Origin of the sequence: Pseudomonas kurunegalensis (assembly GCF_030291635.1) — a bacterium.
Classification (GTDB): domain Bacteria; phylum Pseudomonadota; class Gammaproteobacteria; order Pseudomonadales; family Pseudomonadaceae; genus Aquipseudomonas; species Aquipseudomonas monteilii.
Genome location: NZ_CP127871.1, coordinates 5,161,341 through 5,178,979, shown reverse-complemented (window position 1 = coordinate 5,178,979; position 17,639 = coordinate 5,161,341). Strand labels below are relative to the sequence as shown.

14 protein-coding genes are annotated in these 17,639 nt (G+C 63.6%); 3 read left to right on the top strand and 11 right to left on the bottom strand.

Annotated features, from left to right (window positions below):
* Positions 1-116: 116 nt before the first annotated feature.
* The 3 genes from QQ992_RS23675 to QQ992_RS23665 are packed head-to-tail and all read left to right on the top strand — an operon-like array spanning position 117 to position 4,196.
* Positions 117-1,658, top strand: coding sequence for an MFS transporter (locus QQ992_RS23675; protein ID WP_119371382.1), 1,542 nt, complete (start codon positions 117-119; stop codon positions 1,656-1,658).
* Between the two features lie 28 nt (positions 1,659-1,686).
* The gene (locus QQ992_RS23670; protein ID WP_286111250.1) at positions 1,687-2,748 is read left to right on the top strand and encodes an HlyD family secretion protein; all 1,062 of its coding nucleotides are present in this window, start codon (positions 1,687-1,689) and stop codon (positions 2,746-2,748) included.
* On the top strand, positions 2,745-4,196 hold the full coding sequence (locus QQ992_RS23665; RefSeq protein WP_286111249.1) for an efflux transporter outer membrane subunit: 1,452 nt from the start codon (positions 2,745-2,747) through the stop codon (positions 4,194-4,196). The genes QQ992_RS23670 and QQ992_RS23665 overlap by 4 nt, the downstream gene beginning before the upstream one ends.
* A 39-nt stretch (positions 4,197-4,235) precedes the next feature.
* Here QQ992_RS23665 and QQ992_RS23660 read toward each other — a convergent pair whose 3' ends face one another.
* From QQ992_RS23660 to algK, 11 genes are all read right to left on the bottom strand, one after another.
* A complete protein-coding gene (locus tag QQ992_RS23660; RefSeq protein ID WP_286111247.1) occupies positions 4,236-5,048 on the bottom strand; it encodes an SDR family oxidoreductase in 813 nt (270 codons plus the stop codon).
* A 15-nt stretch (positions 5,049-5,063) separates the two neighbouring features.
* On the bottom strand, positions 5,064-5,528 hold the full coding sequence (locus QQ992_RS23655; protein ID WP_286111246.1) for a multidrug transporter: 465 nt from the start codon (positions 5,526-5,528) through the stop codon (positions 5,064-5,066).
* 83 nt (positions 5,529-5,611) lie between these two features.
* On the bottom strand, positions 5,612-7,066 hold the full coding sequence (locus QQ992_RS23650; protein WP_028698625.1) for a mannose-1-phosphate guanylyltransferase/mannose-6-phosphate isomerase: 1,455 nt from the start codon (positions 7,064-7,066) through the stop codon (positions 5,612-5,614).
* Positions 7,067-7,101: 35 nt separating this feature from the next.
* Complete coding sequence (locus QQ992_RS23645) at positions 7,102-7,749, bottom strand: alginate O-acetyltransferase AlgF (RefSeq protein WP_286111245.1); 648 nt, start codon at positions 7,747-7,749, stop codon at positions 7,102-7,104.
* 20 nt (positions 7,750-7,769) lie between these two features.
* Entirely contained in the window at positions 7,770-8,927 is a 1,158-nt protein-coding gene (locus tag QQ992_RS23640) for an alginate O-acetyltransferase (RefSeq protein WP_286111244.1), read from the bottom strand.
* Positions 8,928-8,937: 10 nt separating this feature from the next.
* Positions 8,938-10,395 carry an MBOAT family O-acyltransferase gene (locus QQ992_RS23635; protein ID WP_286111243.1) on the bottom strand — a complete coding sequence of 486 codons (1,458 nt, stop codon included), beginning with the start codon at positions 10,393-10,395 and terminating at the stop codon, positions 8,938-8,940.
* Between the two features lie 196 nt (positions 10,396-10,591).
* Positions 10,592-11,695, bottom strand: coding sequence for a mannuronate-specific alginate lyase (locus QQ992_RS23630; RefSeq protein ID WP_286111241.1), 1,104 nt, complete (start codon positions 11,693-11,695; stop codon positions 10,592-10,594).
* A gap of 8 nt (positions 11,696-11,703) precedes the next feature.
* The gene (locus QQ992_RS23625) at positions 11,704-13,146 is read right to left on the bottom strand and encodes an alginate O-acetyltransferase (RefSeq protein ID WP_286111240.1); all 1,443 of its coding nucleotides are present in this window, start codon (positions 13,144-13,146) and stop codon (positions 11,704-11,706) included.
* Between the two features lie 13 nt (positions 13,147-13,159).
* Complete coding sequence (gene algG, locus QQ992_RS23620) at positions 13,160-14,719, bottom strand: mannuronan 5-epimerase AlgG (protein WP_286111238.1); 1,560 nt, start codon at positions 14,717-14,719, stop codon at positions 13,160-13,162.
* Positions 14,720-14,735: 16 nt separating this feature from the next.
* On the bottom strand, positions 14,736-16,214 hold the full coding sequence (locus tag QQ992_RS23615; RefSeq protein ID WP_286111237.1) for an alginate export family protein: 1,479 nt from the start codon (positions 16,212-16,214) through the stop codon (positions 14,736-14,738).
* Positions 16,211-17,638, bottom strand: a complete 1,428-nt coding sequence (gene algK, locus QQ992_RS23610) for an alginate biosynthesis TPR repeat lipoprotein AlgK (protein ID WP_286111236.1) — start codon at positions 17,636-17,638, stop codon at positions 16,211-16,213. The genes QQ992_RS23615 and algK overlap by 4 nt, the downstream gene beginning before the upstream one ends.
* Position 17,639 lies beyond the last annotated feature (1 nt).

Sequence of the window (17,639 nt, the reverse complement as noted above, 5' to 3'; positions counted from 1 at the left end):
TGCTGCTGACAATTGCGTCTGACGCAATGTAAAGCTGCCAACAAGTCAGTTTTCGTCAGCATTCGACCTTCTTAAACTTGCTCCAGCCTCGAAATTGTTGCTGGAGATGTAATTTCATGAGTTCCCTGACCGCACCCTCTGCGGCGTTGGCCGCCGCCCCCGCGCCGGCTGCACCTGCGCAGACGGCGTTCGGCGTGCAGGTGGTGGTGGGGCTGTTCGGTGTATTGCTGGCCGTGCTGTGCGCGGGCCTGAACGAGTCAGTCACCAAGATTTCCCTGGCCGATATCCGCGGTGCCATGGGCATTGGTGCCGATGAAGGCGCCTGGCTGCTGGCGGTGTACAGCGCCGCTTCGGTCTCGGCCATGGCCTTTGCGCCGTGGCTGGCCACCACCTTCTCACTGCGGCGCTTCACCATGAGCGCCATTGGCCTGTTCGCCGTGCTTGGCCTGCTGCAACCGTTCGCCCCCAACCTGCATAGCCTGATGCTGCTGCGTGTACTCCAGGGCTTTGCCTCGGGTGCCTTGCCGCCGATGCTGATGAGCGTGGCCCTGCGCTTTCTGCCGCCGGGCATCAAGGTCTATGGCCTGGCCTGCTATGCACTGACCGCCACTTTCGGCCCCAACCTTGGCACGCCGCTCGCGGGGCTGTGGACCGAGTACGTCGGTTGGCAATGGGCCTTCTGGCAGATCATCCTGCCCTCGGCGCTGGCCATCGTCTGCGTGGGTTGGGGCCTGCCGCAAGACCCGCTGCGCCTGGAGCGTTTCAAGCAGTTCGACTGGCGCGGTGTGTTGCTGGGCCTGCCCGCCATCAGTTGCATCGTGCTGGGCCTGTCGCTGGGTGACCGTTGGGGCTGGTTCGATTCGCCGCTGATCTGCTGGCTGCTGGGTGGTGGCCTGCTGCTGTTGGTGCTGTTCATGTTCAACGAGTGGTCCGAGCCGCTGCCGTTTTTCCAGTTGCGCATGCTGCAGCGGCGCAACCTGAGTTTCGCCTTGGTGACCCTGGCCGGCGTGCTGATCGTGCTCTCGGGCGTGGGCAGTATCCCGTCGGCGTACCTTGCGCAGATCCAGGGCTATCGCCCGGCACAGACCAGCCCGCTGATGATGCTGGTGGCGATGCCGCAACTGATCGCCCTGCCGCTGACGGCAGCCCTGTGCAACATCCGCGCAGTGGACTGCCGCTGGGTGCTGGGCATCGGCCTGGCGATGCTGGCGGTGTCGTGTGTCGGCAGCAGCCTGCTGACCAGCGAGTGGATCCGTGGCGACTTCTACCCGTTCTACCTGTTGCAGGTGTTCGGCCAGCCCATGGCGGTGCTGCCACTGCTGATGCTGTCCACCAACGGGATGACCCCACAGGAAGGCCCGTTCGCCTCCAGTTGGTTCAACACTGTCAAAGGCCTGGCTGCAGTCATCGCGGGTGGCTTGCTGGATGCACTTGGCACCCTGCGCCGGCACTTCCATTCCAACCACCTGGTGGACAGCCTGGGCAACGCCCCGCTGGTCGACGACAGCGCTGCGGGCCTGGCCCGGCGTATTCACGACCAAGCGCTGGTGCTGACCTCCGCCGACCTCTACCTGGTCATGGCTGGCATCGCCGTGGCCCTGATCTGCCTGATTCCTTTCGTGCCTACCCGGGTCTACCCGCCGCGTGCGGTGGCCTGAACCCTGGATGAATTCGAGAACCGCTGAAATGACTAACAACCGCAAAACCCTGTTCATTGGCTCGGTGCTGGCCGTGGCCGTTCTGGCTGGCATTGTCGGCCCCTGGATGTTCGGCAGCGACAACCGCCAGAGCACCAATGATGCTTACGTAATCGCCGACTACACCGTGGTCGCGCCCAAGGTCGCAGGCTTCATCAAGGAAGTGCTGGTGGAAGATAACCAGCAGGTCACGGCCGGCCAGTTGCTGGCGACTATCGATGCCCGCGACTACCAGGCTGCGCTGGACGCCGCGCAGGCCCAATTGCTGGTAGCCCAGGCGCAAAGCGCCGATGCCCGCGCCACGCTTGAGCGCCAGGCATCGCTGATCGCCCAGGCCGAGGCTGCGGTAAAAGCAGCCCAGGCCGAAGCGGCGTTCGCTGACCATGAGGTTAACCGCTACAGCCGCCTGGCCGAGCAGGGCGCCGGCACCGTGCAGAACGCCCAGCAGGCGCGCAGTGGTGTCGACCAGGCCCGTGCCCGCTTGGCGAATGTTCAGGCAGCGCTGGTGGCGACCCGCAAGCAGGTAGACATCCTTACTGCCCAGGTCGCCAGCGCCGATGGCCAGCTCAAGCGCGCTGAAGCGGGTGTGGAGAAGGCTCAGCTCGACCTGTCCTATACACGCATCACTGCGCCGGTGGACGGCATGGTTGGCGAGCGTGCCTTGCGTGTCGGCGCCTACGTCAACCCGGGCGCCCGCCTGCTGTCGGTGGTGCCGTTGCAGCAGGCCTATGTGGTCGGCAACTTCCAGGAAACCCAGCTGACCCATGTGCAGCCGGGGCAGCCGGTAAGCATCAGCGTCGACACCTTCTCTGGTGAAAAGCTGCAAGGCCATGTGGAAAGCATCGCCCCGGCCACCGGCGTAACCTTCGCTGCCGTGAAGCCAGACAACGCCACCGGCAACTTCACCAAGGTGGTGCAGCGTATCCCGGTGAAGATCGTGTTCGATGACGGGCAGCCGTTGCTCTCCCGCTTGCGGGTGGGCATGTCGGTGGAGGCGACCATCGATACCCGTGGCGACAAGCTGGATGGCAAAGAGGTAAGTGCACGATGAAACCTGCATTACGCTTGAGCCCCTTGCTGCTGGCCGTGTTGATGGCCGGTTGCACGATGGGCCCGGACTTCCTGCGCCCCGACAGCCAGGCACCGCAACAGTGGGCGCCGCTTCAAGGCCAGGCAGCACCCAGCCAGCCGCAAGCCGAACCGCTGGAGCTGCGCTGGTGGGAAACCTTTCATGACGGACAGCTCAGCGCGTTGATCCAGCGCGTTGCCGAGCGCAACCTCGACCTGCAGATGGCCAGCGCCCGCCTGCTGCAAAGCCGCGCCTTGCGCAGCACCGTGGCCGCCGATGAGGTGCCATCGGTAGACGCCAACGCCGGTTACAGCCGCGCGCGTAACAGCGCCGAAGGCTTGAGCGACCCTTCCGGTAAGGCGGGTAAAGAGGCGTACAACCTTTGGCAAGGCGACCTGGTGGCTGGTTGGGAACTGGACCTGTGGGGCCGCGTGCGGCGCCAGGTCGAGGCTGCCGATGCAACGGTCGAAGTGGCCGAGAACGACCGCCGTGGGGTGCTGCTGGCCTTGCTGTCGGAAACCGCTGGCAACTACATTCAGCTGCGAGCGGTGCAGCACACGATTGATGTGACACAGGACAACCTCAAGGTTGCCCGACACAGCCTGAAATTGTCCGAAGACCGTCAGGTCGAAGGTGTTGCCACTCGGCTCGACGTGGCTCAGGCCAGTGCCCAGGTGGCGTCGATCGAGGCCCGCCTGCCAAGCCTCGAAGCCCGGCGTGATGACCTGATCAACGCCCTCAGCCTGCTCGCCGCAGAACCGCCACGCAGTCTGCAGGCTGAATTGCTGCAAGGCGGTGAACTGCCTGCGCCGCAGCAAACGTTCGCCATCGGTTTGCCGTCCGAACTGGCCGAGCGCCGCCCGGACATTCTCCAGGCCGAAGCCCGCCTGCATGCCGCCACGGCCAGCATTGGTGTGGCCAAAGCTGATTTCTATCCGAGCATCCGCTTGTCGGGCAGCGTCGGTTTCCAGGCCATGCAGTTGTCTGATTTCGGCGGCTGGGATTCGCGCCGCTTTGCCTTCGGGCCACAGTTGTCGTTGCCGATCTTCGAGGGTGGCCGGCTCAAGGGCACCCTGGAACTGCGCGAGGCGCAGCAACAGGAAGCGGCGCTGAACTACCGCAAGGTGGTACTCGGTGCCTGGCATGAGATCGACGATGTGCTTCGCCTGTACAACGCCAGCCAGTTGCGCCGTGACCACCTGGCCGAGGCTGTGAGGCAGAACCGCATCGCCCTGGAAACCGCCCAGCGCCAGTATGTGGAAGGGGCAGTGGACTTTCTCAATGTGCTGACGGTGCAGGGTGCATTGCTGGCCAGCGAAGAGCAGTGGATCGACAGCTCGGCGGCTGTTTCGCAAGCATTGGTGGGCCTGTACAAGGCTTTGGGTGGTGGCTGGCAGGCGTTCGACGAACAGCCGGCAAGAAAAGCCTAAAGGCCGGGGCCGCAAAGCGGCCCCGGGGCAGCCGAAATCTCAGAGCGGACGTAGCAGCCCAAAGCGCTTGCGCAGTGCCCAATCCAGCAACCGCCTTGGCAGCAAGCACGCCATCAGCGGCAGCGCCGTACTGCCATTCCCCAACCGCACCACTGCGGGTACGGGTGACTTGCCAACGGCTGCCAACACCCCTTGGGCAAACACCGCCGCCGAAGTCGGCTTGTCCTGCGAAGCCCGCGCCCGTGCCTGTACATGCTCACGCAACGGCCACCACGCTGAGTCCGCCGCCAGCACCTGCTCCGCCTGGCGTTGGGCATTGTTGGCAAATTGCGAGGCAATCGCGCCAGGCTGCACTTCCATCACCTGCACACCGAATGGAGCAAGTTCCAGGCGCAAGGCATCGCTCAAGGCATGTACAGCGGCTTTCGAGGCGCAGTAGGCACCGGCGAACGGTGTGACCAGCACGCCGGAAACACTGCCGATGTTAACCACTGTTCCTCGTGAGCGGCGTAGCAACGGGAACAGCGCGCGGGTTACGCCCACCACGGCGAACACGTTGGTTTCGAACTGCTGGCGCAGGGCGTCCACGCCACCGTCGAGCAACGGGCCCATGGCGCCATAGCCGGCGTTGTTGATCAGGATGTCGAGGGTTTCGAGCTCCTCGGCCAGGCGGGCCAGGGCCTCGCTGTCATTCACGTCCAGCTGCCGCGCGGTGAAACCGGCAGCGCTTAACACTTCAACATCTTCTGCCTTGCGCGCAGTGGCCCAGACGTGGAGGCCGGCATCGCGGAAGGCGTCGGCCAAGGCGCGGCCGATGCCGCTGGAACAACCGGTGATCAGAACGGTGGGCATGGGGGAGGCCTTTGATTAATTGGCGAAGGTACCTTGCAGGTGTTCGGCACGGAATTGCAGCGTTTGCGGCCGGTACCCGGACCGCAGCGGTGGCAATGGCAGGCAGTCTTTCCACTCGGCCCCCGGTTGCAATTCACCCGGCCCTCGATAGCGTGGGGCGTTGTAGGTGTTCTCGGCCAGGTTCACGGTATCGCCCGGCGCATACGCCGCCACCCGCCAGCGCAGTTCGGTGAGCGGCACTTTGTTGCCGTTCTTCATGTGTACCTGCAATGCGCGGTCGGCAGGGCATTGTTCGGGGGCATAGGCAAGGCGTAGGTCCAGACGGGCCAGTCGTGAGGTTTCGCGGTTGTCCTGCCAAACGACAAACAACGCCACCAAGCCCAGGCCACAAACGGCGGCCAGCGAGATCGGCAAGGCCTTGGCCGGGTAGCGCAGCAGCAGCACCAGCCAGGTGAGGATGAGGAAGGCACCGATGATCATGGGACGGGCAGACCTTGGTTGCGCGGGTCTGACCATCGTAGCCTGAAATGGGAAAGGGCCGCAAAGCGGCCCCAAGGTGTTACTTATTGCGCGATGGTCTTCACCGAAACACCTCGCTCGACCGGCGTCGATGTCCGCCCATACACATCCTCGAAGCGCTCGATGTCATCTTCGCCCAGGTAGCTACCGGACTGCACTTCGATGATCTCCAGCGGGATCTTGCCCGGGTTGCGCAGGCGGTGGATCGAGGCAATCGGAATGTACGTCGACTGGTTCTCGGTCAGCAGGAACACGTTCTCGTCACACGTCACCTCGGCAGTGCCAGACACCACGATCCAGTGCTCGGCACGGTGGTGGTGCATCTGCAGCGACAGGCTGGCACCTGGCTTTACGGTGATGTGCTTGACCTGGAAGCGGCCGCCCATGTCCACCGAGTCGTACGAGCCCCACGGGCGATACACTTCCAGGTGGTTCTGGGTTTCCGTGCGGCCCTGTTCGTCCAGGGTCTTGACCATCTGCTTCACGCCCTGGACCTTGTCCTTGTGGGCAATCATCATGGCGTCCTTGGTCTCGACCACCACGATGTTTTCCAGGCCGATCACCGACACCAGCTTGCCGTTGCCATGGATCATGCAGTTGCGGCTGTCCTGCACCACCACGTCGCCTTTGGTGACGTTGCCGTCCTCGTCCTTCTCGTGCACCTCCCACAGCGACGACCAGCAGCCCACGTCGCTCCAGCCGGCCGACATCGGCACTACGCAGGCGCGCTGGGTTTTTTCCATCACCGCGTAGTCGATGGAGTTGTCCGGGCAGCAGGCGAAGGTGGCTTCGTCGATGCTCAGCACATCGCCGTCTTCCTGGCTGCGCTCAAGGGCCAGCACGCAGGTGTCGTAGATATCGCCGTCGTGCTTTTTCAGCTCTTCGAGGAAGCGGCTGGCACGGAACAGGAACATGCCGCTGTTCCAGAAGTAGCCACCGGCCTGGACGAACTCGGCGGCGCGTTTTTCATCGGGTTTTTCAACGAACTGTGCCACCCGCGCCACGCCTTCGGGCAGCAGGGCGTCCTGGCTGGAGCGGATGTAGCCGTATCCGGTTTCCGGCTTGGTTGCCGGCACGCCGAACAGCACCATTTCGCCACGCTCGGCGGCCACGGTGGCCAAAGCCAGGGCGCGTTGCAGGGCCTTCTGGTCGTCGATCACGTGGTCGGCGGGCAGCACCAGCATCAGCTCGTCGCGGCCTTCGTTGACCAGTTTCATGGCGGCCATGGCCACGGCGGGTGCAGTGTTGCGGCCGAACGGCTCCATCAGGATGCCTTGGGTTTCCAGCTTCAGCGCCGCCAGTTGCTCCTGGACGATGAACTTGTGGTCTTTGTTGCAGACCACGATGGGTGTGTCCATGCCTTCGAACACCAGGCGTTCGATAGTCTGCTGGAACAGGGTGTGTTCGCCGGTCAGGGCCAGGAACTGTTTAGGGAACTGCTTGCGCGACAGAGGCCACAGACGCGAACCGCTACCACCAGAAAGAATTACCGGGATCATCATGTTTCTCCAATAGTCGTTAATAGGCAGAGGGATCAGTTGCTAGCCACGGGGCGAGTTACCCACACCGGCGACAAGGCGTTGCCGGAACCCGTTACGTACAGCACTGCGGCTTCGCCGCGCTCCAGGGCGACGGGTTTCACGTCGCCCACTTTCTTGTCGCCTTGGAACAACGCCAGGTTGACCTTCACCGGGTTGATTTCACGTTCGCCACGGCCGTTGGCGGCTACCGGCTTGACCACTTCGGTCTTGCCGTCGGCGGTTTTCAGGGTCAGCTGCTGGTCGCTCAGGTTCTGCACGCGCACCAGGGCTTTCTGCTTGTTCTTGAACGGCGGTTCTTCGATCAGTTGCGGGTTGCCGCTGCTGCTGTTGACCAGGGTGTAGTACTTGTCCGAGGCCAGCTTCACCGGCACGCTCTTGCCGCCGATCTGGGCGGTGTAGTCGCCGCCTGGCAGGAAGCTGAAGTCGCTGCTGGCCTGGGCGCCAACCTGTTTGATCTGGGTGTTGCCGACGCTGGCGGCAGCGGGTGCGCTGGCGGCGTTGTACAGGCGCACGAAGGTCGAACCTTTCGGCGCGCTTGGGCCATACAGGGCGGCGTCGGCACCGGCGAAGGCCTGCATCGAAGCAAGGGAAAGGCCGGCCGCGAGGGTGAGGGCTTTGGCAATGGAAGTCTTGGTAGTCATGTGCATTTCCTCTCTATCGTTCAGTGGTTCGTCCGGGTGGACGACAAGGCCAGGTTTTCTTCGGATTTACGGGTGTTCTTCAGCTGCGCGATCCACTGCGGGTCGAAGCTGCTGAGGTCGTTTTTCATGGGCAGATAACGTTCGGGGAATTCCCACACCACCACTTGCGGTGCGGCGTTTTTGAAGGCGTCGCTTTGCAGGTACTTGAGCATTGGCAACAGTGGGCCGTGGCCGTCTTCGGCGTAGTTGGCCACGTCGCTGCGCAGCGCTTGTTGCAGCGCACCGAGGAAGTTCCAGTGCGGGTTGGCGCTGTAGCTGGTGCCCACCAGCGCTACCGGGATCTCGTTGTTGGCAAATAGCGCGTCGTCGCCTTCAGCCGCTGCTTCTGCCGGGCGGGTGGTGCGTTGTTGCAGGTTGTCCGGGGTTGGCAGCAGGTTGCTGAACAGCGGGTCGAGCGGCAGGAAGTTGGTCAGGTCGCCTTTGTAGGGGGCGGTGTTGCCGGCTTCGGTGACGAAGGTTTGCGGGTCGCCGTTGAGCAGGTTTTGTCGGCTCACGGCCTCGGCCAGCGCCTGCGCTGCCACTTCGGCGCCCATCGGCGTCCAGTGGGTGTCGGTGCGCAGGAACACCTGGCCACGGGCCTTGGCTTGTTCCATGGCCGCCTGCAGGTCGGGGGCGAACACGTTGGCCTGGCGCACCTGAGCATGGAACTGGTTGTACAGGTCGTCGTGCAGGCTAGCCGGTTGCTCCTTGCCCAGGTATTCCGAATAGATACGCGCCTTGGCCGGCACGATGGCCAGTACCAGCTGGCTGCCGTGCTGCTGCAGGGTGTCGCGCACGCCGCGGATCAGCGCCAGGTTTTCCTGCATAAGTTGCTCGGCACCGGCGGTGGGCTTGAACTCTTCATCGCTGAACAGCCACTGGTCGCGGCCCAGCACCACACCGGGGCGGCCTTCGTTGAACAGCTTGAAGTCCAGCGCGGCCCAGAGGTTGGTGCCCAGGCGCTTGATCGGGAATTCGGCGTCGTAGTGGGTTTCGGCGGCCTTGGCCAGCTTGCCGTTGAGCACGGTCATCTGCTCGGTGCGCTGGAAGCTTTGCAGGCCGCCGGTAGACCACACGCCCATGCCCACCAGCAGGCCGAGGAACGACAGTGAATACGTGATGCGTAAAGTACGGTTCATCTCATCGGCCTCAGAACTGGAAGTACAGGAACGGCGAGTAGCTCTGCGCCGAAAGCTTGAGGATCGAGGCCACGAACAGCAGCAGCACCAGGGCGCGGGTCATCACCCGGGCCCAGTCCAGGCCGATCGAGCCATCCGCGTTGACTTGCACCGGGGTCGCCTTGGGCGCTGGCTTGGCATTGCGGTAGAAGTCGCGCAGACCGAAGTACGCCAAGGTGATGTAGGCAATGATCAGGGTGGCCACTTGCAGGCCGGTGAGGTTGGCGCGGTTGAGTTCCGACAGCTGCCAGTCGCCAAAGCTGAACATGGCGCCGTACATGCGGCCGGCCACGTGCAGGTTTTCGGCGCGGAAGATCACCCAGCCGACCACCACCAGCAGGAAGGTGAAGGCCCACTTGACCGGGTTGAAGCGCTGCGGGTTGGTGTCGATGCCCAGCGCACGCTCGATGGCCAGCCACATGCCGTGCCAGGCGCCCCAGATGATGTAGGTGAAGTTGGCACCGTGCCACAGGCCGCCCAGCAGCATTGTCAGGAACAGGTTGCGGTAGGTGTTGAAGGTACCTTTGCGGTTCCCGCCCAAGGTGATGTACAGGTAGTCGCGCAGCCAGGTCGACAGGCTGATGTGCCAGCGGCGCCAGAACTCGGTGATCGACTGGCTGATGTAGGGCTGCTTGAAGTTCTCCATGAAGCGGAAGCCCATCATCAGGCCCAGGCCGATGGCCATGTCGCTGTAGCCGGAGAAGTCGAAGTACAGCTGCGCGGTGTAGGCCAGCGCGCCCAGCCAGGCGTCGCCTGTGGTCGGGTTTTGCAGGGCGAAGCAGTGGTCGGCCACCACCGCCAGGGTGTCGGCGATGAACACTTTCTTGATGAACCCCTGCATGAAGCGGGTGCAGCCTTCGGAGAACTTGTCCAGGGTGTGGGTGCGGTTGTTGAACTGGTCGACCAGGTCTTTGAAGCGCAGCACGGGGCCGGCGATCAGGTGCGGGAAGATCGCCACGAACGCTGCGAAGTCGATCAGGTTGCGGGTGGCCGGGGTGTCGCCGCGGTACACGTCGATGATGTAGCTGATCGACTCGAAGATATAGAACGAGATACCGATCGGCAGCAGCACGTGGGTGAGGATGAACGGCTCCAGGCCGAACGAGCTGATGATCGCGTTCAGGCTGTCGACACCGAAGTTGGCGTACTTGAAGTAGCCGAGAATCGCCAGGTCGACGCCCACGCCCAGCAGCAGCCAGCGCTGGGCCGGCTTGGTGCGCACGCCGGCGGCACCGACTTTAAGGCCGATCCAGTAGTTCCACAGGGTGACCCCGGCGAACAGCGCCAGGAAGTCCACCCGCCACCAGGCATAGAAGATGTAGCTGGCGACCAGCAGCAGCAGGTTGCGATAGCGTTGCCCGCTCAAGTAGTACAGGCCGAGGAATATCGGCAAGAACAGGAACAGGAACACGTTGGACGAGAAGACCATCCCGGTTCTCCTTTTTGTTCACAGCATCCAGGGCAAAGCGCCCCCCAAACCCCCCAGTGCATAACCGGAAGGCAACTTAGGTCCCTGTGGGAGCGGGTGAGCCCGCGAAGAAGGCACCGCGGTGCATGGCAAGGGCTTCGCCCTTGTTCGCGGGCATGCCCGCTCCCACAGGTTCCGACCCCACACGGGGTTCACTTCATTTCTTGCTCTCTGCGCTCGGGTCATAGACCCGAGTCAGGTTGCCGCCGAGCCTGAAACTGTCGAACGGCTGCATGCCGTGCTTGCGCTCGAGCGTGTCGCCCACGCACTGGTACAGCGCGCACCAGGGTTCGAGCCAGGCGTATTTGCTGTCGACCTTGAGGTCTTTCATGTCTTGCTTTTCGCCTGCGCGTTCCGCGAAGTGCTTAGGATCGCGAGCGCCGTACAGCACGCCTTCACCCAGGCGCTGCAGGGCAAAGTTGTTTTCGCTGCGCAGGTCCACACCATTGGCCTTGGCAAAGCTGGCGATCATCGCCAGCGGTGGCAGGGCGTAGTTGTGGTAGGCCAGGGCGCGCTGCTTGCGCTTGATCTCGTTGGGCAAGAAGCCCTGCTCGTCGACCTGGTTGGCGCCGATCTTGTATTCCTTCACGGCCCAGTCGAACAGGTCGCGGCGGTTGGTCGCCACCGAGGTGGCCATGACCGACCAGGCGGCCCAGTAGCTGTGGTTGTTGATCTTCGCCAGCGGCAGGTTGCTCCAGTCGCGCACGGTCTGTTCGGCCAGGCGGGCGAACCATTTTTCGATCAGTTCGGCTTCGGCCTGGTGTGCCGCCAGCGGCTGCGAATTGGAGAACTTCAGGCGCAACCACGAACCACTCATGCTCCCCAGCGCCCATTTGCGCATGGACTTGCCGGTGTGGTTGTAGTTGGTCGACATCAGCGCATCGGCACGCGCCCAGGTGCCCAACCAGGTCAGGGCGCAGTCGAGTTGTGCCGGGCGGCCGTCGCGCATGTACTGGTTGACCATCTTGGCCACGCCACGCTCCAGGGTGGTGATGTCCTTGGTGGAATCGCGGAAGGCCTGCTCGGAATCCTCGTTGAGGGTTGCCCGGGCACTGTCCGAACCTTCGTACTTGCTGCGGAACTGCAGCGCACCGGTGTACGGCTTGGGCGTTGCTTCGCAGCGGAAGTTACCGTTGCCGGTCTTGAGCTTTTCGATCCCCTCGTAGTACCCCTGCGGTGGCACCAGCGCAGCGTGCGCGGCACCGCCAAACAGGGCCAGTGCGAGCAGGGCGGGGCGGAAGATTCGCTTGAAGTTGGTCATGGGTCGCCTCACTGGCCGGCCTGCGCGGTTTGCGCGGGCGCGGCGAAGTTGTTGCGTTTGCAGAGCTTGGCTTCGACTTTCTGGGTGCCGCTTTCCGGGCCTTGTACCTCGAACGCCAGCAGGCTCTGGCTGGCCCAGTCCTCGTCTTCACGCATCTGGAAGACAAAGCGGCCGTCGGTGTCGGAGGTTTCCGGTTTTTCCAGCTTGATGTCTTCGTGGCGGCCGTTGAGGTACCACAGGGTGGCCTGCAACACCTTCACCGACGGGTCTTCGAACTTCACGTCCATCTGCAGGTTGCGGTTGATCAGGTCTTTGATCACGCCGCCCTTGCCATTGACCATCAGTTCGTTCTTCCCGGGCTTGAGGGTGGTGCTGGCGCTCATCAGCGCCGGGCGGTCGTCGCAACCGTCGTCGAGCAGGCCAAGGATTTGCCGCCAGATGGTTTCCTGGTCCAGGCGGTACAGCGGGGAGAATTCCCAGATCAGGATCTTCGGCGGGTTCTTCTGGAATTCCTCACTGCCCAGGTACTGGATCATCGAGCCTTCCAGGCCGCCGCCAGGGAAGGCGACGTTGAGCACGTCGGCGCCGATGTACTGTTCGAGGAAGCCCGAGAAGTTGTAGTTTTTGCCACTGTGGCTGGTGCCGACCAGGGTGATCTGCGCGTTGCCGCCGTCACCGAACAGGTCGTCGCCACCGCCGCTGGCGCCTTTCGGCTCGGTGGCGAACTGGTCCATGTACTGCACCGCGTAGCTGGTGCCGCACAGTTGACCGGCAACGTTGTGCAGGGTACCGGTCTTGCCCATGCGCCCGGATTTTTTCGTTTCGAATTCCTTGCGGGGAATGCCTTCGAAGGCCGGCATGTGGTGCACGGTGTCGGCCACGATCCTGGCGGCGCGCTCGGCGCCGTAAGGTGTCCAGTGCTGGTCGCCACGGAAGTAGAAGTCCTTGCCCTGGTCGGCGGCGGCCAGCTGTTCGTTGGTCAGCGGCGACAGGTCGGGCACGTTGTAGCCCATGCTCGCAAAGCGCTTGAGCATGGCCTGGTAGTTGCCCAGCGCCTTCTGGTAATCGAAGGCGGCTTTCTCGGCCGGGTTGAGCATGTTGCGGTTCACCAGGCCACGGGTCGGCTGGTACACCACCACCAGTTCCACGCCGCGCTTCTTGAACGCGTCGTGAACTTGCTGCAGGCGCTTGTAGCCGGCCGGGGTGGTATTGAACTCGGTGCGCAGGTCTTCGCGGGTACGGAACAGCCAGTCACCCTTGGCTTGCACCAGCGTGGTGAAGTTCTGCTGGTAACGGGTGGTGTAGCGGCTGGCGTCATGCGCTTCAGGGCACAGCTGGCAGCACGGCTCGGCGCTGAAGGTGGGGGCCTTCACATCGTCGGCGCGCACGCCCTGGCTGATCGCCAGAAGGGCGGCGGACAGGCCCAGCAGTTTCATCAGGTGTGGGGTCATGGTCTGGGCTTCCTTAATCGATCATTTCGGTCTGGCGTTCGACCGGGTCGATCAGCACAGCCTTTTGCTGGCGTACCAGCAGGTCGAGGATTTCGTCCTGGCGTTCGCCCAGGATGCCGTTGAGGCTGATACCGCTGGCCTTGCGCGGGGCGAGCATCGAAACCTTGTACAGCTCGACCGACAGCGGCGAGTCGATCGACAGTGGGCCGGAGCCGTTGGCCGTCAGCTCACCGCCCACCAGGATCAGCGACACTTTGGTGTCGAACGGGTCCAGGGCGATGTCGCGGTCGGTGTCGGACAGATCCTTGATGTGGCCGTACACGCCCACCAGGCCGTTGGCCATGGCGACGTTTTCGTACAGGCGGATGTTCACGCTGTTACGCACACGGATGCCGTGGCGGCGGTTGTTGATCAGCTTGTTGCCCCAGATCAGGTTGTCGCCGCTTTCGTACAGGGTGATGCCGTCGGTGTGGTTGCGGTAGATCTCGTTGTAGGCGATCAGGTTGTTGACGCTGTTACGGTCGATCACCACGCCCGAGAGCTTGTTGTCGTAGCTCTTGTTGTTGATGATCCAGCTGTCGTTCACCTCACGCGAAACGATGATGCCGTGCTTCTTCTTGGTGCCGTACACCGTGTTGCCGGCGATGATCAGGCGGTGCGAGCGGTCGTGCGGGTCGATGCCGTATACGATGTTGTCGCGGTAGGTGCTGTCCTTCACCACGAAGTCCTGGGTCTCGTAGCAGTAGAAGCCGTACCACATGTCGCTGAACTCCGAGCCAATGATCCAGCCGGTGGGTTCCGGGCGGCCCATGCGCTTGGCCATGTTCGGCGTGTACTGCGAGATGCTCACGCCATACGACTTGGACTTGGCGTAGCCGAAGCTGGCCATTTTCGTGTTGACGATGTAGGTCTCGGTACCGCCCCACGACAGCAGGAACGGGCGGAACTCCTTGGGCGAGCGGAAGGTCGCCGGGCCGTTGTCCTTCTCGCGCCAGCCGGTCACCTGGGTGTCGGTGACGAACAGTTTGCCGTCGTTGACCAGGAACGAACCGCCTTCCTGGGACAGGCGCAGCTGCTTGACCTTGCCGTCGATCTCGAGGATGCCCTTTTGCCCGACCACAATCGGCAGGCGCGCCAGGTACACGCCCGGCTTGACTTCGCTGAGGTACTGTTTGGGCACCTTCTTGCTCAGCTCCACCAGGTCGACATGGCCGTCATCGACGAAAATCGCCTGTGGGATGCCGTGCTGACGCTGCACCCACTCGGCCGCCTTGTTGTCGCCGCCGACGAATTCCTTGAGGGTGTCCTCCTGGAACATGCGGCGCAGGCTGACTTTGCCCTTGTGGCTGCGGTCGATTTTCTTCTGCACCGCCTCGGCGGTGAAGCCGGTCAGGTCGGGCAGCTTGGGCGGGTCCATCTGCAGCGGCTCGATCGGCGCGCTGGCCACGGTGTAGGTCTTGGCCTGTTGCAGTTCCTTGGCAATCACCTGAGGTTCTGCGGCGGCGACCAGGCCGCTTGCCAACAGCAAGGCGCTGGCCAACAGGCTGTGACGTAAGTGCGGGTGAAGGTTCATCAGGTTTCTCCCGGCCTCAGAATCGCCAGATCACGTCGACGAAGGCGCGGTGCATGTACGAATCCGCTTCCTTGCCATAGGCATCACCCGGCTTGAACACACCGGCGCGCAGGCGCACCAGGGCGGATGGCTCGTCGATGGCCTGGCTCATGGAGGCTGGCAGCAGGCCTTGCTTGAAGTACTTGGTCACGACCACGTCCATTTCCTGGCCAAGGTCTTTTTCACCGTCGACCAGCTGGCGGTTGACGCCGTTGTCGTCGACGGCGGCATTGATGCCGCTGGAGCCGATGTTCTGGTTGCCGTCGACACGCCAGAACTTGTGGTAGATCAGGCTGGCGTCGTAGTCGTCGCGCAGTTGCCAGGAGGCGAACAGGGTGGCGGCCTGCAGGTTGCCCAGCTCGCCACGGAATGCCTCACCGAAGCGGTGCACGCGCGAGCGGGTGCCGGTGAAGTTGGAGCGGTTGCTCTCAAGGCCGGTTTGCTCGAAGTTGTTCGAACCGTCGTCGCCACCGCCGCCGCTGCCTCGGGCATAGGCCGCGCCGACCTGCCATTGCGGGTCCAGGCGCAGGCGGATGCCGAGGTCGGTGGCCCAGGCGTTGACGTCGCCGCTCTGCTTGCCGGTGGCAACCTGCTCGTCGCCGACGGCCTGGCTGCTGAGGGTGTCGCGGTCACCGGTCAGCCAGGTGACGCTGCCCCAGTAGTTGACGGTGTGGTCGTTGCGCCAGTTGTAGGCGTCGCTGTTGGCTTCAAGGCCCAGCCAGGTCAGGTCGCCGGTGCGGGTCTTGTCCAGTGCGTCGACGGTTTCGCCCGGGTTTTTCAGGCTGCCGCTGTCGTGGGTGTGGTGGGCACGTACGCCTACCCAGTGACCAGGCGTCCACTGCGTGGCGACGTTGCCGTAGATGTGGGTGCGGTCCTTGTCTTCCGGGGCCAGCTCGGTGAGGTCGGTGCGGTATTCGCTGAAGCGCTGGGCCACGCCCAGGTCGGCCTTGAGCAGGGTGGTGTCGAAGGTCCAGTTCAGCGCTTCGATGTTGGTGTCGCGCCACATGCCATCGTCGCTGCGCAGGCGCTGGCGACCGAGGCGAAGTTGCTCGCCCGGGTAGGCGGTGAGGCCACTGTAACCCACCCAGAACTCGCGCATGGCCAGGTAGCTCTTGTCGGGCGTACGGCCGTGATCGCCGGTGTCGGTGGTGGTGCCGTCGTCGTTCTGGCGCAGGGTGTCGGTTTCGATGGTGTCGGTGGCGGCGACGGCCTGGCCCATGGCGTAGGCGCTCCAGTTGCCGCGTTCGCCGTATACCCATGGGCGCAGGTCCAGGCCCAGGCCGTTGACGTCGCCGCCAGGGCGGGTGCCCAGGTCGCGGTCGTCTTCCGACTGGCCGGTGATTTTCACGTCCAGGCCAAAGTTTTTCTCAGCGGTCATTTCCGCCAGGGTCGGGCAGGACCACAGCAGGGCGAAGCTCAGGCCGATGCCAGCTTTCACGAAGGGATTGAGCGTCATAGCGAGTCCTCACCGTCTACTTCTTTTTCGTCGTCTTGCAGGGCTTCGATGGCCAGAATGCTGGTGTTGCCCTGGGCCATGCTGCCGCGGGCCTGCTTTTCCTGCGCGAGCAGGTTCTGTGCTTGGCTGCGCTGGTCAGGCGTAAGTTGCTGGTCGAGCTGTTGCAGCAGTTCGGTGGACTGCGGCGTCGGATTGACCTGCGACAACTGGGCGAACACCCAGGCGTTGCCCGGTTGCGGGCGGATGCCGTGGCCTTCGCTGAACAGCTGGGCCAGGGCATAGTCGGCGCTGTTCTGGCCGCCACGAGCGGCGGTGAGCAGGTGGTCGACGGCTTTCTGTGGCTCGACGTCGCCCAAATAACCACGGCGGTACAGCTGGCCAAGGTAGTAGTGGGCGCTGATTTCGCCGGCATCTGCGGCAGCTTGCAGGTGCTGCTGGGCTTTTTCGGCATCGGCCGGTACGGCTTTGCCTTCGTAGTAAAGGCGGCCCAGCAGCAGTTCGGCGCGTGGCTGCTCGGCTTCGCGGCCCTTGTCGATGTAGGCCATCAACTGGTCGGTGTCGCCCAGTTCGGGGAAGTCGTACACCAGCTGCGCCAGGCTGACCCAGGATGCCGGGTTCACCGGGGCCACCTGCTCAAGCAGCTCTTTGGCGGTTTTCTCGTCGGTCTGGCCGAGGCTGCGGTCAGCCAGCACACGGGCAACGCTGTCGACCCGGGTGGCCGGCACGGCGCCACGGGCATAAGCGGATTTCAGCTGTTGCAGCAGGGTGGCCTGCTGGTCGGCCTGGCCGCGCTTCTGGTAGACGGTGGCCAGTTCCGCATAGCAAACATCCATGCTGCTGAGGGCTTCTTTGCACAGCTTCTCGACGTTGTCGAGATTCTGGTCATAGGTGCCCTGGGTGCGGTAGAGCAAAATCTGCGCAAGCCCTGCTTCCGGGTAACCGGCGGCGCGCCATTGGTCAATCTGTTGCTGGGCGTTGACCTTGGGGAAACTCTGCGGGTACAGCAGGTAGAGCATGGCCAGAGGGATCAGGGTTTTTTGCTCGCCCTGCTTCGCTGCCAGCTTGAGCAAGGTTTCGGCTTCTTCGCGCTCGGCCTGCGTGCTGTTGGGCTTTGCCACCAGCAGGCGGCCAAGGCGTACCTGGGCGCGCGGCGAGGTGGCGGCGGCAGCGCGGTAAGTCGCCTCGGCTTCCTTGAATTGGTCGGGGTCGCCAGTGGAAATCTTGATGTCGGCCAGGCCCACTTGCGCGTCACTGTAGCCCAGGTCGGCCAGGGCCTTGTAGTTGCGCTCGGCCAGTGCCGTGTCACCGCGCTTCATGGCTTCGTTGGCCAGGCGCTGGTCGGGCAGGCCGGCACAGCCGGCCAGGGTGATGGCGGCAGCCAGGGCACACAGGCCCAGGCTTGCGCTCTTCTTGTAGGGAATCATG